Below are 15,525 nucleotides of genomic sequence, written 5' to 3' on the forward strand. Positions count from 1 at the left end.
GATCAGCAGTCCGCGATGAGTCCGACAATGCGCTCGAGCATGCCGTCGGTCAGCGCCGGGAAAATCGGCAGACACAGCACCTGTTGCGCGGCGGCGTGCGCGATCGGCAGATTTTCACGGCGTGCGGACGGCAGACCGCGATAAATCGGGAAGTCGGAAATCAGCGGATAGAAGTAGCGGCGCGCGTAGATGTCGTGATCGCGGAACTTCTGATACAGCGCGTCGCGGCTGATCGGGAATTCCGGGCCGACGAGAATCGGGAAGTACGAGTGATTCGCCACTTTCTCGCCGGCTTTCTGCATGCAGCGGATGCCGGGAATGTCGCGCAGCCGTTCGCGATACATCGCATCGATCTGCGCGCGCCGGGCCAAGGCTTCGTCGATGTGCTGCAGTTGCAGCAGACCGAACGCGGCATTGATCTCGCTCATCTTGCCGTTGATGCCGGAGGCCACCACCGTCGTTTCATCGACGAAACCGAAGTTCTTCAGATGGTCGATGCGCTGCTTGGTCTTCGCGTCCTGGCAGATGATCGCGCCGCCTTCGAAGGTGTTGAACACCTTGGTGGCGTGAAAGCTCAACACAGCCAGATCGCCGTGTTCGAGCACGCTGCCGGCGTCGGTCTGAACGCCGAACGCATGCGCGGCGTCGTAGATCACCTTCAGGTTGTAGTTGTCGGCAATCTTCTGGATGGCGTCGACGTCGCACGGCTTGCCGTAGCAATGCACCGGCATGATCGCGGTGGTCTGCGGCGTGATGGCCGCTTCGATCTTCGCGGGATCGAGATTGAGCGTGTCCGGATCGACGTCGACGAACACCGGTTTGATGCCGTTCCACACCAGCGAGTGCGCGGTCGCGACGAACGAATAGGGCGTGGTGATCACTTCGCCCGTCACGCGCAGCGCCTGCAGCGCGGTGAGCAATGCCAGCGTGCCGTTCGTGAACAGTGCAAGGTGCTTGACGCCGAGATACTCGCACAGCGCCGCTTCGAACTGCTGGTGAAACGGACCTCCGTTGGTCAGCACTTTGCTGTCCCAGATCTGCTGGAGATAGGGGATGAACTCTTCAAGCGGCGCGAGATGCGGCTGGGTAACGTAAATACGCTCGTCGATCGGCGACTCGATCGGTGACTCGATAGCGCGAAGCGGCAAAGCTGCGTTCACTTGGATTCCCCTTGTTCGGACAGCACGGGCGCTTCGCTGGCGGCGCCGGTTACGTCTTCCATCGAAACTTCGAAGGCGGCGGCCGGTTCGCCGGCGCACCAGCGTTGCCACATGATCCGCAGTGCGCGTGAGACGCCTGCCGCGACCACCTCGGGGCGGAACGCCGCCGAGGCTGCGCAGCGTTCGCGCAAGCCGGTGCGGATGTCGGCGAGCGCGGGAATGTCGGAGGCCAATGCCACGCCGCGCGCAACGAATTCTTCCTTGTTCGCGACGACGAAGTCATCGAGCCCGACATGCGACATCCAGGTCGTACCGGCGCGGCTCGCCAGCGTGTCGCCGGCGATCGTCAGCGTGGGCACGCCCATCCACAACGAGTTCAGCACCGTGGTCGAACCCGTGTACGGGAACGTGTCCAGGCAGATATCGACGTGGAAATGCTGTTGCAGATAGACAGGAATGCTCGAACGGCGGCGGAACATCAACCGCTCGCGCTCGATGCCTTCGCCGGCGAACCAGTCGATCAGCAACTGTTCGTCTTCGTCGGTGGCGATTGCGCCGAGCAACATTTTTGCGGTCGGCTGTGCGCGCAGCAACTCGGCCCACAGGGCGATCACGTCGCGGCGCAGTTTGTTCAGGCGGTTGAAACTGCCGAACGTGACGTAGCCGTTATGCATGGCCGGCAGAATATTGACCGGCGGCGCGCTCTGCTCCGGCAGGAACGTCGCGCTCGACGGCAGATGGACGATCTTTTCGGAGAACAGGTTTTCCGCCGGCCCGAACGGCACGCCGTACTTGTCCACCAGGTAATAGTCCATCGCGCTCAGGCCGGTGGTGCCCGGATAACCCATCCAGGTCACCTGAATCGGCGCGGGCTTGCGCGCGAAAGTCAGCAGACGGTTGCGGCCCGTGTGGCCCGACAGATCGAACAGAATATCGATGCGTTCGTCGCGGATCTTGTTGGCGAGTTGCGCGTCCGGCATGCCGGTGATCTGCTGCCATTCATCGGCGCAATTGCGCAGCAACTGCGTGTAGTCGTCTTCGGCGATGTGGTTGTTGTACACATGCAAGGACAGATTCGGGTCCTTGGCAAGATGCTCCATGATCGGCAGCAAATACGACGCGACGGCGTGGCGGAACAGGTCGCCCGAAACGAGGCCGATCTTCAGCTTGCGATCCGGCGAGCGTTTATTCACGTGACGCGGCCACTGCGCGCGCACCGGATCTTCATGCTGACGCGCGAAGTTGGTGTGCTCGGCAAACAGCGTGCCGTGATCGATCTCGGGGTTGTGCGACAGCGTGAACAGGAAGTTGTTGGCCGCGATGTGGTCTTTCGGATCCTTCTCCAGCGCGGCGCGGAATTCTTTTTCCGCCTCGCTCACGAAGCCGAGATCGAGCAGCAACACGCCGAGCGTGCTGTACATGGTGGAATTGTTCGGCGCGAGTTCGATCGCGCGCCGTGCGGCGGCCAGGCCCTCGGCCACGCGGCCCTGATGAACCAGCGACATGCCGAAGATCCGCTGCGCTTCGGCGTAGTCCGGATTGATCGCGAGGATCTTGCGGCACTCCTGCTCGGTTTCCGCCGGCAAGCCTTTCAGGCGCAGCGTATCGGCCAGCACGGTGCGGCTTTCGAGTTCCTCGGGAAACAGTTCAGCGGCTTTGCGCAGCGGGGCGAGTGCTTCGTCATAGCGGCCCAGACGGTGCAGCGCGATGCCGAGCCAGCGCCACGAATTGCCGTCGGCGGGAAAGCGTTGCGTCAGGGAGCGGGCGAGTTTCACCGCCTCGACGACATTGCCTTTGTTGTAGAGCGCCGTGTAGCGGTTGGTTTCCTGCTGGCTGACCCGGCGGCCCGATGCGATGGTAGTGCGCGTGCTTTCCGCAGCCGGCGGCGTGTCTGTTGCAGCGGCCGGCTCAGCTTGCGGCTTCTGCGCCGCGACCGGCAAGGTATGGATGACTTTGCCGGGGTTGGCCATGCGCACGATCAAGCCGTCCACCGCCGGTCCCTTCAAGCCCTGCTTCTGACCCATCTCGAGCGCCAGCCATGCTGCGGCGGTTTCGCCGGCGTCGATCAGCGCACTGATGTAGGCGGCCCAGTACTGGCCGTTGTGGGGATGCAGTCCGAGACACTGCTCGAAAAGCGGCAGGGCTTCCGCCGTACGGGCGGTCTGGCCCAGCAGCACGCCGAGGTTGTACAGCACGTCGGCGTGTTTGGGGTTCGCGTCGAGAATGGCCCGATACAGCGCTTGCGCGTCCTCGAATTCGCCCTTGTGGTGATGGTCGAGCGCCGTTTGCAACACGAGCGCGATGTCCTGCTCGAGTTGTTGTTCGGGCGTCAGGGATTCAGCAGGCGGCTGCTCGTACAGGAGAGTCATGGTCTCGGCGCAAAATGTTCTATGGAGGAAATTGTGCGACGAGGCCGGTCTTTCCGATGCGCGGAGATGACGGTAAAAAAGCCGCCTGTTTAGCGTATGGAGGAAGGGGCCGGAAAGCCGGAAGGCAAGAAAAAAGCCCGCACGAGGCGGGCTGAGGGAACGAGCGCGCCTCACTTCGGCACGTAGTTCTTATTATTCGGTCGGCCGGCTGCACCGGCTTTCCGGGAACGGATGCCGCCTTGCGCGGCTCCCCTCCGGGTTTTCTTACAGGCGGGCCATCCGCTGATATTCGCCGGCGGCCTTGGTGCGTCCGATCGCCGCTTCGAACTCGAAATGCAGTTCGTTCTGCGTGACTGCCGCGTCCGCGAGGAGCGCCGCGTCGATCGCCTGGATCTGGCGGATCATGTCCAGCGCCGCCGGTTCCTGATCCGCGGTGAGCGACATCAGCAGCGGCGAACGCGCTTCGGTCAGGCGGGCGGCTTCCGGCCAGTCCGCGAGCGAGGCCGCCTGCTCGATTTCCCGCGTGATCGACAGCACGCGTTCCACCAATTCCGTCTGGTTCAGGTTGTGCGCGCTCATGGCTTAGCCCTTGTTGGTGGCCAGCGCGCCCGCGCTGTTGGTCCCGCCGAACAGCGCGGTCAGGTATTGCGAGTTGTTATTCATGGTCGCCATCAACGTGTTCAGGGCGGTGAACTGCGCCTGATACTGGTTCGTCAATTGCGTCGTGTAGTCGGCGAGCGCGGTTTGTTGCGTGGCAATGCTTTTCAGGTCGGCGTTCAGCGCGGTGTTGCGCGTGTCGATGATGCCGCCGGTCTGCGTGAACGTGGTGATGCTGGCGTTCAGCTGCTCGGCAATGCCGTTGGTCGAGTTGAAGAGCGACGCGACCGTGGCCGGGCTGCTCGTCAGCGCGGTGTTCAGCGCGTTGTTGTCGACCACCATCGTGCCGTCGGCCGGATCGTCCTTCAACGTGATGCCGATCGCCGCCAGCGTGGTGCCGGTGCTGCCCGAGCCGACCGCGCCGCCGATGATGTTGGCCAACGTGTTCTTGATCGTCTGCAGCGTGGAGTCGCCCAGCAGCGGGCCTTGCGACGTCGAACCGGCGCTGAACGACGTGAGCGTGGACATCGTCGTGACGACGGTGTTGTACAGGCTCACGAAATTGTTGATCGCGGTGTTCTGCGCGGTGGTGTCCTGCGCGATGGTCAGCGTCTGCGGCGTGCCCGCGGGCGTGCCCACGGCCGCCGCCGTCAGATTGATCGTCACGCCTGAAATGGCGCCGGTCACCGCGTTGCTCGCGCTGCTGCCCGCGATTCCGCCGATCGTGTACTCCGCGTCCTGCGCGAAGCCGCTCTGGGTCCAGGCGCTGCTCGAATTGGCCGACGTAATGGCCGACTGGCCGCCCGTGGTGCTGGCCGTCGACGTCACGCCGAGGCTCGACAGGCCGGTGTCGCTGGTGATGTTGCTGGTCGAAACATTGATGACGTTGGCCGCCCCCGTGTTCGCCGCGCGCAACACGAGGTGGGCGCCGTCCGTGCCGGTCACGATGGTTGCCGTGACGCCGGGATTACTGCTGCTCGCGTTGATCGCCGACGCGATGCCCGAGAGCGTGTTGTTGCTGCTGTCGACGTTGATATCCATCGATTTGCCGTTCATCGAGATCGACAGCGTGCCGGTGCCCAGTTGCGTCGTGGCGCCGAAGGCTGCCGACGACAAGGCTTGCGAGCTGGCGATCTGCGTCACGGCGATCGAATAACTGCCGGCCACGGCGCCGACGCCCGCTGTCGCGGTCAGCCCGGTGCCGCTCGCGGTCGCGGCGAACGTTGCCAGCGTGTTGCCGTTGGCGAGATTCGTGATGCCCGACTGCAAAGCGCTGAGTGCGGAGCTCAGCGCGCCGTATGCGGACAACGTCGTGTTGTCGGAGGTTTGCTTTGCCGCCAGAGCCGAGGTTTGTCCCGCGACCTTCGCGTTCACGAGTGCCGTGACGAGCGTCGACACGTCCATCGACGAATTGCCCGTCGAGCCGCTGATGATCGACTGAGCAGCCGACTGCAGCGCGGAATTGGCACTTGCTGTAGAGGACGAGGTTGAGATCGAGGACATGCAGAGGCTCCGGGCGTCTGGAAATCTGTATTGGTTGGTGCGCGATGCTACATCACTAGGTGATGGAAATGCACAGCGGGAGGCATGCCTCCCGTCGCTTGAAACCCGGCGATGCGCCCCGCTTGCGCGCGACGCATCGCCGTTACCGCGTCAGCTCTTACTGCAGGAGCTTCAGAACTTGCTGCGGGTTCGAGTTAGCTTGCGCCAACACCGAGATACCAGCTTGTTGCAGCACTTGCGCCTTGCTCAGGTTCGCCGTTTCTTGTGCGAAGTTGGCGTCCGTGATCTGCGATTGTGCCGACGACAGGTCGGTCGATTCAGCTTGCTGCGACGTCGCGATTGCCGTGAAGCGGTTTTGCGCGGCGCCCAGTGCAGCTTGCAGCGTGTTGACCGTTTGCAGCGCGTTGTCGATCGAGACCATCGCTTCGTTCGCGCCCGTGACCGTGCTGATGTCGAGGCCCGAAACCGTCGGCGGGTTGTTGATCGCGTTGATCTGAGCCACTGCGGCGACGGCTGCCGCGGAACCTGCGCCTGCCGTCGTCACTGCCGATGCGCTCAGCGTCAGGTTCGTCACGGCGGTGCCCGTGCCAGCGGCCGTGCCTGCGGTGAAAATCGCGCTGGAGACGCCCGAGGTGATGGCCGTGTTGTTCTGGTCCGTGAAGGTGTAGCCGCCCTTGCCGTCCGACAGAACGTTGACCGACGTGATCGTCGCGCCGGTGCTCGTGTATGCGCCCGACGCGTTCAGGCTGACCGCGATCGTGCCAACCGTTTGACCCGTTTGCACCAAGCCGCCACCGATCTTCGCTGCCGACATCGATTGGCTCAGGTCCAGGCTGATCGTCTGACCGACGTTCGCGCCGACCTGGAACGTCACGCTGCCTGCCGAGCCGTCCAGAATGTTCGTGCCGTTGTACGTCGTTTGCGATGCGATACGGTTCACTTCAGCGATCTGCGCCGAAACTTCCTTCTGCAGCGCTGCCTGGTCGCTCGACGACAGCGAACCGGTCGATGCTTGCACCGCCAGTTGACGGATACGTTGCAGGCTGGAGGTCAGCGAGGACAGTGCGCTCGATGCGGTTTGAATCATCGACACGCCGTCATTCGCATTCGACACGCCTTGGTTCAGGCCGTTGATCTGCGTTTGCATACGCGTCGAGATCGCCAGACCTGCTGCATCGTCAGCCGCGCTGTTGATGCGCTTGCCCGACGACAGGCGGGTGATGGCTTGCGAAAGGGCGCTTTGCGAGCCATTAAGGTTTTGCTGTGCAACCAGCGAGTTGATGTTGCTATTGATTCCGAGCATGGAAAATCTCCTAAATAAGCCTTGAGCCCAATACGCCACGTTGGCATCGGCGGAAGCACTCGTTCATTGCTGGCCGCCTCAGTGAAGGTTGACGGCCCCACTAAAAAAAACTTGAGGAACTTATGCAATGACGGACCTATTGCTTTGTGTGCCGGGCATATTGCAATGTGGCTGAAAGCCCCTTGCAGCCTTCTTCAGCAGTTGCACTGCAGCTATTGAAAAGACGGCGTATTCTCGTTTTCTCTTGTGACAAACCCTGGAGAAATCATGCAAAAGCGCAGGATTGGGCGTTCGGAATTACAGGTCGCGCCGCTTATGTTCGGCGGCAATGTTTTCGGCTGGACCGCCGATGAAGCCACCTCGTTTTCGATTCTGGATGCGTTTGTCGACGCCGGTCTCGACTTTATCGATACCGCCGATGTCTATTCCGCATGGGTGCCCGGCAACCAAGGCGGCGAATCGGAAACGATCATCGGCAAGTGGTTCCGTCAGAGCGGCAAGCGCGACAAGATCGTGCTCGCTACCAAGGTCTCGAAGCATCCGCAGCGCAAAGGGTTGTCGGCGGCAAACATTCAGGCGGCCGTCGAGGATTCGCTGCGGCGCTTGCAGACCGACTACATCGACGTCTACTTTTCTCACGACGACGACACCGAAACGCCGCTCGCCGCAACGCTGGGCGCTTATCAGAAGCTGGTCGAGGCGGGCAAGGTGCGGGTGATCGGCGCGTCGAATTACAGCGGCGCGCGGGTCGAGGAAGCACTCGCCGTATCCCGCCGGCACGGCTTGCCCGAATACCAACTGCTGCAGCCGGAATACAACCTGTATGACCGCGCGGAATATGAGCGCGACATCGAACCGGTGGCGCTCGCCAACCAGCTCGGCGTGGTGGTGTACTACAGTCTGGCGAGCGGCTTTCTGTCCGGCAAGTACCGTTCGCAGGCGGATCTGGCCAATAAGGCGCGCGGCAGCCGGGTGGAAAAGTACCTGAATGATCGCGGTTTGCGAATTCTCTCCGCGCTAGACCGGGTTGCCGACGCGCATGGCAGCACGCCGGCCACTGTCGCTCTGGCATGGCTGATCGCGCGCCCCAGTGTTACGGCCCCTATTGCCAGCGCGACTTCGGTCGAGCAACTTAAAAGCCTCGCGGCGGCCGTTCATCTGATGCTGACGGGCGCCGATATCCGTGAATTGGACGAAGCGAGCGCCTGAGCATGCAATAGGTGACCTGGCGCAATCCCTAAACCCCTGGTAGGATGGAGAGTTTCCTGATATCATCGGGAGTGAATTGAGATCTTTGCCTGTTTCGTCAATGCTTTTTTGTTGATGAAAGGTTGGCGAAACAGCAGCAGACGCGGCTTTTGCATTATGTCTGTCCGCGTTCCGCGGTGAACTCCCCACCTCTCTTTTCCGGCCTCCGTGGCCGCTTTGCCTCTCGTTTCATTCGTGGTTTGGCCGGGTTCTGCCCGCGTTTGCCTGTTACTGGCCATGAACTGAAACGACCGGAGGGCCGGCGCGTGAGCGGTATGCCGCCACGCAATTTACCCCTATCAAGTGATTGAGTTAGGAATTAAATGACGACGATTCTTCTGAAAGAAAACGAGCCGTTCGAAGTGGCGATTCGCCGCTTTCGTCGCGCAATCGAAAAGAATGGCCTGATCGCTGAACTGCGTGAGCGCCAATCGTACGAAAAGCCGACCACGGCACGTAAGCGTAAGAAGGCTGCTGCTGTGAAGCGCCTGCACAAGCGCCTGCGCAGCCAGATGCTGCCGAAAAAGCTGCACTAAGCACGCTTTTCCGCACGGCCGAACGGCGGTGTGAGCTTCGAAAGAAGCCACATCGCCGTTTTGCTTTTGGGGCGTCAGGTGGAGCGCTCAGCCCGGAAAGGAATGGGCGAATGAGGGTTGCGCGCCTTTGGGTCGCGGTTTCTGAATCCACTAGCCGCGCGCACCGCGACTCCGGAGAGTGGCGCGCGGTTACGGTATTGCAGCGGGTTTTATCCTGCCTACGCCGCGCTTTTCAGCCGGTCGGCGGACAAGCCAAACTGGCGGGCGATCGAGCTCAGACGCTCGAGCCATTCCCAAGTGCCGAAAACGTCGTGGACGTTTTGCAGACAACTGAGCAGGTTGACTGTGGCCGGGTCGTACACATTGATGCGCGAGCGCAGCAGCGCCTTCTTCAGCGCGGACACGCCGACGTCCATATACGCAGGCATCTCCGCAGGCGTTTTGCCGATGAAGCGCACTGGAATACCTTCCATCGCGGTCATATAGTCGCGCGGTTTGATGAAGCTGCCGACCGGGCAGCCGCCACAGTAGCCGCGATAAGCGCCACCGCCTCGCGGCAAAAGCGCGGCGCGCTTCTGGCCCAACAAATGAGCCACGGCTTGGTCGAAAATCTCCTGATGCGTCAGGAAGTTAAGAGTTTTCATGGTTGGTCTCCCGTGCGTTACGCAGCGGTTATTCGTTGTTCGAGCGCATGACCGGCGGTATCGGGCGTGCTCCATTTGGTGAATCCCGAACTAGCGTGGCGAAAAGTCGCCATTTCCCGGGCCTGGCTCGTTTTCCACGATGCTCCCCATGCCGCAGGGTTCGCCGACTGCCGCAACTGCAACTCATAACCGTATAACGACCAACATGCCCTGAAAGCGCAGCCGGGATTTACCGGACGGGCGCATCGCGCCGAGTCCGGCGTTGTGATGCGTCGTGTGTCGTCCGTCAGGCCTTGCGCCGCGAGGTGAAGGTTGGGTACGCGCCTTGGTCCCTGGGAGTTTCCCTGAGCCACCATCCTTTGTTAGAACAGCGGCACTAAGCGTGGGCGAATACCGGGCCGCCTCAGCCCGCTTTACGATTACGTCCTTTCTTGCCAAGCGCCGCGCATCGCGCGCGGCACATGCAACTCGCCTCGTGGTCGTTCACCATGCCGACTGCCTGCATGAACGCGTAGCAGATCGTCGAGCCGACGAACTTGCAGCCGTAGCGCTTCAGCCCCTTGCTCAGCGCGTCCGAAATGTCGGTCGACGCGGGCGCCTGCTTATAAGAAGCCCAGTCGTTCTGGATCGGCGTCTGATCGACGAACGACCAGACGAAGTTGGCGAGCGAGCCGTGCTCGGCCTGAATCTGCTGGACGGCGCGGGCGTTGGTAATGGCCGATTCGATCTTGCCGCGGTGGCGCACGATACTTTCGTCCTTCACCAACGTCTCGACGTGTTTCGGCGTAAAGCGCGCAACCTTGGCGATGTCGAAGTCCGCAAACGCGCGGCGATAGCCGGCCCGTTTGTTGAGAATCGTCGACCACGACAGGCCGGCCTGAGCGCCTTCCAGCACGAGCATCTCGAACAGATGCTGGTCGTCGCGCGAGGGGACGCCCCATTCGGCGTCGTGATACTGTGCGAGCGCTTCGCTCGATACCCAGTTGCATCGCTGTGTCACTGTCGCGCTCCTGCGTTGTGATGTCGCCCGCCAGCATAGCCGATGCCGTGAGCACTGCAAGCTAGCCATTCGGCCGATTGCCGGATTGAAACTGACCTGCCACGCTATGCTTTATTCATCCACGGAACCCATTCGATTCCATGAACAAAGACTTCTTTCTGATCGGCATTGACGGCGGCGGCAGCGGCACGCGGGTCGTGCTCGGCGACGCGCAAGGCCGCGAGCTGGCGCAGGCGGCAAGCGGGCCGTCGGGGTTGGGACTCGGTGTCGAACGTGCATGGCAGGCTATCTCGGCCGGCTGTGGCGAAGCATTTGCCAGCGCCGGCAAGGCGCTGGACTGGTCGCGCTGCGTGCTCGGCTGCGGATTGGCAGGCGTCAACAATCGCGACTGGCTGGCCGCGTTTCGCGCACAAGCGCCCGTGCTAGCGGGACTCGCCGTGGAAAGTGACGCCTACACCACCTTGCTCGGCGCACACGGCGGCGCGCATGGGGTGATCGTCGCGCTCGGCACCGGCAGCGTGGCGGCCGTACTGGACGGCGAGGGCGAATGCCGCCAGGTTAGCGGCTACGGCTTCCCATCGGGCGACGAAGCGAGCGGCGCGTGGCTTGGACTGCGGGCCATCGTGCATGCCCAGCATGCGCTGGACGGTCGCGGTCCCATCGACGATCTGGCGCGGGCACTGGTCGCGCACACCGGCGCGCATGATCGCGACAGCCTCGTCGTCTGGCTCTGCGAAGCCAACCAGACAGCTTATGCGAGGCTCGCGCCGATTGTCATCGCTCACCGTACGCATCCGTTCGCGGCGCGCTTGCTCGGCGAGGCCGGCGCCGAAGTGGGCAAGATGATTGCCGCGCTTGACCCGTCGGCGAGCCTGCCGGTCGCGTTGTGCGGCGGACTCGGCGCGCCGTTGCGCGAGTACGTGCCGCAGATTTATCAGGCGCGTTTGCGCGAGCCGCTGGCCGACTCGGCGCACGGTGGATTGCAGTTGGCGCAACGTGAAGCGGTTCGCATCGGCGGCTGAAAACGGCGAGCCGCGGCGTGCGTGAGTCGCGCGCTTGCCGGTGAGAATAGCCGTGCATGGCCACCGCGTTCCGGCGAATGCGGCCGGCAACGGTAAAATACGCAGCTTCAACGCTGCCCGCCTGCTCAAACTATGTACAAAGTCATCGCCACGGATCTCGACGGCACGCTGCTCAACGCGGATCACCAGGTGGATCCGTTCACGGTCGCCACCGTACGCAAACTTGAAAGCGACGGGTTGCGGTTCGTGATTGCAACGGGCCGCCATTATTGCGACGTCGCCGGCATCCGCGACGTGCTCGGCATCAATCCGTATCTGATTACATCGAATGGCGCGCGCATCCACGCGCCGGACAACGCGGTGATCCACGCCGACGACCTGCCTCCGGCTATCGTGCAACGACTCGTACAACCGGAAATCGCTGGCGCGCATGGCCGCGTGATCGTCAACCTGTTCGCCGATCAGGCTTGGCTGATCGACCGCGACGCGCCGGATCTGCTGAAGTTTCACCAGGACTCCGGCTTCACCTACGAGGTGACCGACCTGCCGAAACACGACGGCGTCGACATCGCGAAGGCTCTCTACATTGGCGCTCCCGCTGATCTCGCACGGGTCGCGGCCAATCTCGCGCGTGAATTCGGCGACGCCCTGTACGTGACCTATTCGCTGCCGGACTGTCTGGAAGTGATGACGGCGAACGTATCGAAAGGCCGCGCGCTGCAGATCGTACTCGAGCGCCTTGGCGTGGATGCCTCGCAATGCGTCGCTTTCGGCGACAACATGAACGATATCGATCTGCTGGAAACGGCCGGCCATCCGTTCATGATGAACAACGCCAATCCCGACCTCATCACGCGTTTACCGAACGTGCCGCGCATCGGCAACAACTTTGAAGCGGGCGTCGCGCACCATCTGCGCAAGCTTTTCTCGCTCGACGACGAACTGATGTCCTGAGTGGAAATGGAAACGGCCCGCATCCAGTTTCATGCATGCAGGCCGTTTCCTTTAAGTGAGCGCGTCGGTTGGTTCAGGCTGCTAGTGACCGCGTTGCACGACCAGAGTCCATCAGGGTCAGCAAGCCGCCTCATTCGCCGACGTTAGACGCAGCAGAAAGATCACCCGTGCCATCCGCCCCGGCGGTTGTCATGGTCGCCCCGGTTATCGTGGCCCCAGCCGCGGTCATTGTGGTTCCAGTTGCGATCATATCGATGGTCGCCACGGTAGTAGTCGCCGCGATCGTAGCGATGCTCCCAGCCGCCGTTGCCGTAGTAGACCGGCTGCGGCGCGGCATAGACCGGAGCCGGAGGGGCATAAACCGGTGCGCCGAGCGACAGGCCGATGTTCAGATCCGTATGCGCTTGCGCGACACCGCATGCGCCCGCCGCGAGTCCTGCAGCAACCAGCAAGTGAGTGACGATGCGTTTCATGTTTGTTCTCCTGTGAGGCGACGTATGTTTGTCGCACAGGTTCAATCTACGCATTCCGGTCGATGGGTACTGCGACGAGATGTTACGGACTGCAAGCATCGTCGCAGGATTTGAAAGGCCGGAGCAGCCTTACATAGGCATGCCGCGCGCTGAGTGCCATTCGGTCAAAGCCCTGCCAGATAGGGATTCACGACCTCTGGAGCCGCGCCGAATCGCTCCCGCCGCTTCGCTCAACCCAATTCACATGGCCGCATGCGTAATTGTGGCTTACATCTGTATTACCCGATTAATCTGCCGCGCTCGACAAAGCCGCCGGTGCCGCCGCTGATGAAGCCCCTTGCAACTGCGCGCAAGGGCAATCGGTCGCGCGCCCATTCAGCCCCTGACGATCTTGTTTGAAGCTGGCGCGCGCGGTGCCGTTTTGCCAGTCGAGGCGAACAACATAAATACTGTCGAAGTCGTCGCTCTTCCAGTTCGGGACGTCAGCGGCATTGCCGCCATGCGTGCTCATCATCTGGCGCAATAGCTTCACGATCAGCTTGTGTTCCCACGCCACGACAATGAGCTTGTTGCGATTGGCAGGATTGACGAGCGCGGTGCCGAGCTGGTCGATCTGAGCGAAACCATACGGCGTTTGCACCGGCATCTGGAACTGGATGGCGGTCGGCTCGATTGTCGCAAGCGGCCGGATGTAGTAGTAGGGCTTGCCGCTGTCGTCTTTCTGTTGGCCCGGATCGGGTGCATAGATCGCATCCGGTTTGCCGAACTTGGCCGCGATCACGGCCGGCAACGCCAGCGCGCGGTTGAGCCCTTGGCAGTTCAGTTGCCCATAGCCTTGGGCGGGTTTCTCACCGTGCCGCACGAACACGAGCGTTTCCGTCTGGCCGTCAGCCGCGTGCGCTGTAGGCGGCGTCAACAGACTCGCGCACAAGCCGCCGATGGAGAGTGCGACGCCATGCAGGAATCCGCGGAAACGCTTCATAGGGAGCACCTGTGCGAGCTTGGGAAGTCGCACGATTCTAGCAGCGGGCGCGAGTGCGTCATCGCTGCGATATCGAGCCCGTCGCCGTTCGCCGCAAAACAAAGCGGGCGCCTTAGCGCCCGCTTTGTTGCTTAAATGACTGCGCGCGAATTAGTCGAGCGCCAGCTTCTGAGAATTGCCGCTGCGGCTTTCGGCGATAACCGGGTACAACACGCCGGCGATCACTGCGCCGAGGATCGGCGCAACCCAGAAAAGCCACAACTGATCCATCGCTGCACCGCCGACGAAGAGCGCCGGGCCAGTGGAACGCGCCGGGTTGACCGACGTGTTGGTGACCGGAATGGAGATCAGGTGAATCAGTGTGAGGCACAGGCCGATGGCGATCGGCGCAAAGCCGGCGGGCGCGCGTTTATCGGTCGAGCCGAGAATGACGAAGAGGAAGAAGCCGGTCATCACGACTTCGCAAATGAATGCCGCGGCGAGCGAGTAGTGGCCCGGCGAGCGCTCGCCATAGCCGTTGCTTGCGAAGCCGCTGGCGACGAGATCGAAGCCGGGTTTGCCTGACGCGATGAGCGACAGCACCAGCGCACCCAGCACGGCACCAATCAACTGGGCAACGATGTACGGCAGCAGGTCGCGCGCCGGAAAGCGCCCGGCGACGGTCAGGCCGACGCTGACCGCCGGATTCAGATGGCAGCCGGAAATGTGGCCGATCGCAAAAGCCATGGTCAGCACGGTCAGGCCGAACGCGAGCGAGACGCCCACGAAGCCGATGCCCAGACCGTGAACCGGGCCGGCGAAGTTGGCAGCGAGGACAGCGCTGCCGCAGCCCCCGAGCACGAGCCAGAAAGTGCCGAACAACTCGGCAGCGAGGCGCTTTGACAGCTGCATGATTGGTAATCCTAAAAAGATGGGGCTTCCGCTGGCACGCGCGGCTAAGTCCGTCTGCATGCCGTGAACGCGCAATTCTAGGGAAAGCCCGCCAAATCATGTGTCAAGAATTGTCAATGTGGTGTCGCCTTTACCTTTTTATTGCGAGATAAAGATGCCGTTTTACAATTCGCCGATGTTAATAATTATCAGAGGATATCTTGCTAAATCGGTATTCTTGTCCATTGCGAATTTTTATAATTGCAGTTAGTCTGCGAGCCAATGAGTTCTAGAAAAGGGGAGAACCGGAATGTCTCAATATGCAGACCTCAAAGCGCAGATCGCCAAATTGCAGGCACAAGCAGAAGAAGCGCGGCGTACTGAAATCGACAATGTGGTCGCCGACATCCGCCAAAAGATCGCTGAATACGGTCTGACGGCTCAAGACCTCGGCTTTGCGGTTGCCGCCAAGCGTGGCCGCCCGCCCAAGAAGGCGCCGCTGCCGGCAAAGTACCAGGATCCGAAGTCGGGGAATACGTGGAGCGGGCGCGGCAAACCGCCCAAGTGGATCGTCGGTAAAAATCGCGAGCGCTTTTTGATTGGTGCGGCTTGAGCCGATTGCCGGTCGAGGCGAAAGCCAACTGAAGGTTTATTGGCACGCGGTCTTTATTTGCTGAGTGCTAATCCGCGATGGAAGCGCATCCATACCCGTATTAAAAAAGCCGCCCTCGCGGGGCGGCTTTTCTGGACAAAGAAGCGGGATAACTTGGATTTGCCGCTCGCGCAAACGATTCACACGACAAATTGACTCACTATTGATCTGCAAATCGGAAACGCCGTAAGCGGCGAATTTCGATACTCAAG

15 protein-coding genes are annotated in these 15,525 nt (G+C 61.7%); 5 read left to right on the forward strand and 10 right to left on the reverse strand.

All coding sequences use genetic code 11. The features are described 5' to 3' along the window. Positions 1 to 2: 2 nt before the first annotated feature. From vioA to B0G75_RS08800, 5 genes are all read right to left on the reverse strand, one after another. Positions 3 to 1,160, reverse strand: a complete 1,158-nt coding sequence (vioA, locus tag B0G75_RS08780; protein WP_106303240.1) for a dTDP-4-amino-4,6-dideoxy-D-glucose aminotransferase VioA — start codon at positions 1,158 to 1,160, stop codon at positions 3 to 5. Further along, the gene (locus B0G75_RS08785; RefSeq protein WP_106303243.1) at positions 1,157 to 3,529 is read right to left on the reverse strand and encodes a tetratricopeptide repeat protein; all 2,373 of its coding nucleotides are present in this window, start codon (positions 3,527 to 3,529) and stop codon (positions 1,157 to 1,159) included. The genes vioA and B0G75_RS08785 overlap by 4 nt, the downstream gene beginning before the upstream one ends. 264 nt (positions 3,530 to 3,793) lie before the next feature. Next, a complete protein-coding gene (locus tag B0G75_RS08790) occupies positions 3,794 to 4,108 on the reverse strand; it encodes a flagellar protein FliT (RefSeq protein WP_106303246.1) in 315 nt (104 codons plus the stop codon). A gap of 3 nt (positions 4,109 to 4,111) precedes the next feature. Then, positions 4,112 to 5,629, reverse strand: coding sequence for a flagellar filament capping protein FliD (gene fliD, locus B0G75_RS08795; protein ID WP_106303249.1), 1,518 nt, complete (start codon positions 5,627 to 5,629; stop codon positions 4,112 to 4,114). Between the two features lie 157 nt (positions 5,630 to 5,786). Then, complete coding sequence (locus B0G75_RS08800; RefSeq protein ID WP_106303252.1) at positions 5,787 to 6,932, reverse strand: flagellin; 1,146 nt, start codon at positions 6,930 to 6,932, stop codon at positions 5,787 to 5,789. Positions 6,933 to 7,199: 267 nt separating this feature from the next. Here B0G75_RS08800 and B0G75_RS08805 point away from each other — a divergent pair, with 267 nt between their 5' ends. Together B0G75_RS08805 and rpsU are read left to right on the forward strand one after the other, a co-directional pair. Continuing rightward, a complete protein-coding gene (locus B0G75_RS08805; RefSeq protein WP_106303255.1) occupies positions 7,200 to 8,141 on the forward strand; it encodes an aldo/keto reductase in 942 nt (313 codons plus the stop codon). A gap of 362 nt (positions 8,142 to 8,503) precedes the next feature. Next, positions 8,504 to 8,716, forward strand: coding sequence for a 30S ribosomal protein S21 (rpsU, locus tag B0G75_RS08810; RefSeq protein ID WP_006050883.1), 213 nt, complete (start codon positions 8,504 to 8,506; stop codon positions 8,714 to 8,716). A 218-nt stretch (positions 8,717 to 8,934) separates the two neighbouring features. On the opposite strand, the gene B0G75_RS08815 is transcribed toward rpsU, so the two are convergent. Beyond that, on the reverse strand, positions 8,935 to 9,360 hold the full coding sequence (locus B0G75_RS08815; RefSeq protein ID WP_106303257.1) for a hypothetical protein: 426 nt from the start codon (positions 9,358 to 9,360) through the stop codon (positions 8,935 to 8,937). Positions 9,361 to 9,763: 403 nt separating this feature from the next. After that, positions 9,764 to 10,360: a DNA-3-methyladenine glycosylase I gene (locus tag B0G75_RS08820; protein WP_181309206.1), complete on the reverse strand. Its 597-nt coding sequence runs from the start codon at positions 10,358 to 10,360 to the stop codon at positions 9,764 to 9,766. A 140-nt stretch (positions 10,361 to 10,500) separates the two neighbouring features. Between B0G75_RS08820 and B0G75_RS08825 the strand changes: the two genes are divergently transcribed. Both B0G75_RS08825 and B0G75_RS08830 read left to right on the forward strand, forming a co-directional pair. Beyond that, on the forward strand, positions 10,501 to 11,382 hold the full coding sequence (locus tag B0G75_RS08825; protein ID WP_106303264.1) for a BadF/BadG/BcrA/BcrD ATPase family protein: 882 nt from the start codon (positions 10,501 to 10,503) through the stop codon (positions 11,380 to 11,382). 132 nt (positions 11,383 to 11,514) lie between these two features. Continuing rightward, the gene (locus B0G75_RS08830) at positions 11,515 to 12,336 is read left to right on the forward strand and encodes a Cof-type HAD-IIB family hydrolase (protein ID WP_106303267.1); all 822 of its coding nucleotides are present in this window, start codon (positions 11,515 to 11,517) and stop codon (positions 12,334 to 12,336) included. A gap of 161 nt (positions 12,337 to 12,497) precedes the next feature. Here the strand turns inward: B0G75_RS08830 and B0G75_RS08835 are convergent, their stop codons facing one another. From B0G75_RS08835 to aqpZ, 3 genes are all read right to left on the reverse strand, one after another. Further along, positions 12,498 to 12,809, reverse strand: a complete 312-nt coding sequence (locus B0G75_RS08835; protein ID WP_106303270.1) for a hypothetical protein — start codon at positions 12,807 to 12,809, stop codon at positions 12,498 to 12,500. Positions 12,810 to 13,095: 286 nt separating this feature from the next. Continuing rightward, entirely contained in the window at positions 13,096 to 13,791 is a 696-nt protein-coding gene (locus B0G75_RS08840; RefSeq protein ID WP_106303272.1) for a histidine phosphatase family protein, read from the reverse strand. 150 nt (positions 13,792 to 13,941) lie between these two features. Continuing rightward, positions 13,942 to 14,682 (reverse strand): aquaporin Z, encoded by a 741-nt coding sequence (gene aqpZ / locus B0G75_RS08845; RefSeq protein ID WP_106303275.1) that lies wholly within the window; start codon positions 14,680 to 14,682, stop codon positions 13,942 to 13,944. Positions 14,683 to 14,971: 289 nt separating this feature from the next. On the opposite strand from aqpZ, the gene B0G75_RS08850 reads away from it, so the two are divergent. Continuing rightward, positions 14,972 to 15,274: an H-NS family nucleoid-associated regulatory protein gene (locus B0G75_RS08850; RefSeq protein ID WP_007179981.1), complete on the forward strand. Its 303-nt coding sequence runs from the start codon at positions 14,972 to 14,974 to the stop codon at positions 15,272 to 15,274. The last annotated feature ends 251 nt before the right edge of the window (positions 15,275 to 15,525 follow it).

The sequence above is a fragment of the Paraburkholderia sp. BL18I3N2 genome (assembly GCF_003001875.1).
GTDB lineage: Bacteria > Pseudomonadota > Gammaproteobacteria > Burkholderiales > Burkholderiaceae > Paraburkholderia > Paraburkholderia phytofirmans.

Excerpts from the sequence above, each read along its gene's own strand:
- fliD (WP_106303249.1), bottom strand. The coding sequence starts at position 5,629 with ATGTCCTCGATCTCAACCTCGTCCTCTACAGCAAGTGCCAATTCCGCG.
- B0G75_RS08840 (WP_106303272.1), bottom strand. The coding sequence starts at position 13,791 with ATGAAGCGTTTCCGCGGATTCCTGCATGGCGTCGCACTCTCCATCGGC.
- B0G75_RS08830 (WP_106303267.1), top strand. The coding sequence starts at position 11,515 with ATGTACAAAGTCATCGCCACGGATCTCGACGGCACGCTGCTCAACGCG.
- B0G75_RS08790 (WP_106303246.1), bottom strand. The coding sequence starts at position 4,108 with ATGAGCGCGCACAACCTGAACCAGACGGAATTGGTGGAACGCGTGCTG.
- B0G75_RS08785 (WP_106303243.1), bottom strand. The coding sequence starts at position 3,529 with ATGACTCTCCTGTACGAGCAGCCGCCTGCTGAATCCCTGACGCCCGAA.
- B0G75_RS08815 (WP_106303257.1), bottom strand. The coding sequence starts at position 9,360 with ATGAAAACTCTTAACTTCCTGACGCATCAGGAGATTTTCGACCAAGCC.
- aqpZ (WP_106303275.1), bottom strand. The coding sequence starts at position 14,682 with ATGCAGCTGTCAAAGCGCCTCGCTGCCGAGTTGTTCGGCACTTTCTGG.
- B0G75_RS08850 (WP_007179981.1), top strand. The coding sequence starts at position 14,972 with ATGTCTCAATATGCAGACCTCAAAGCGCAGATCGCCAAATTGCAGGCA.
- rpsU (WP_006050883.1), top strand. The coding sequence starts at position 8,504 with ATGACGACGATTCTTCTGAAAGAAAACGAGCCGTTCGAAGTGGCGATT.
- B0G75_RS08805 (WP_106303255.1), top strand. The coding sequence starts at position 7,200 with ATGCAAAAGCGCAGGATTGGGCGTTCGGAATTACAGGTCGCGCCGCTT.
- B0G75_RS08800 (WP_106303252.1), bottom strand. The coding sequence starts at position 6,932 with ATGCTCGGAATCAATAGCAACATCAACTCGCTGGTTGCACAGCAAAAC.
- B0G75_RS08835 (WP_106303270.1), bottom strand. The coding sequence starts at position 12,809 with ATGAAACGCATCGTCACTCACTTGCTGGTTGCTGCAGGACTCGCGGCG.
- B0G75_RS08825 (WP_106303264.1), top strand. The coding sequence starts at position 10,501 with ATGAACAAAGACTTCTTTCTGATCGGCATTGACGGCGGCGGCAGCGGC.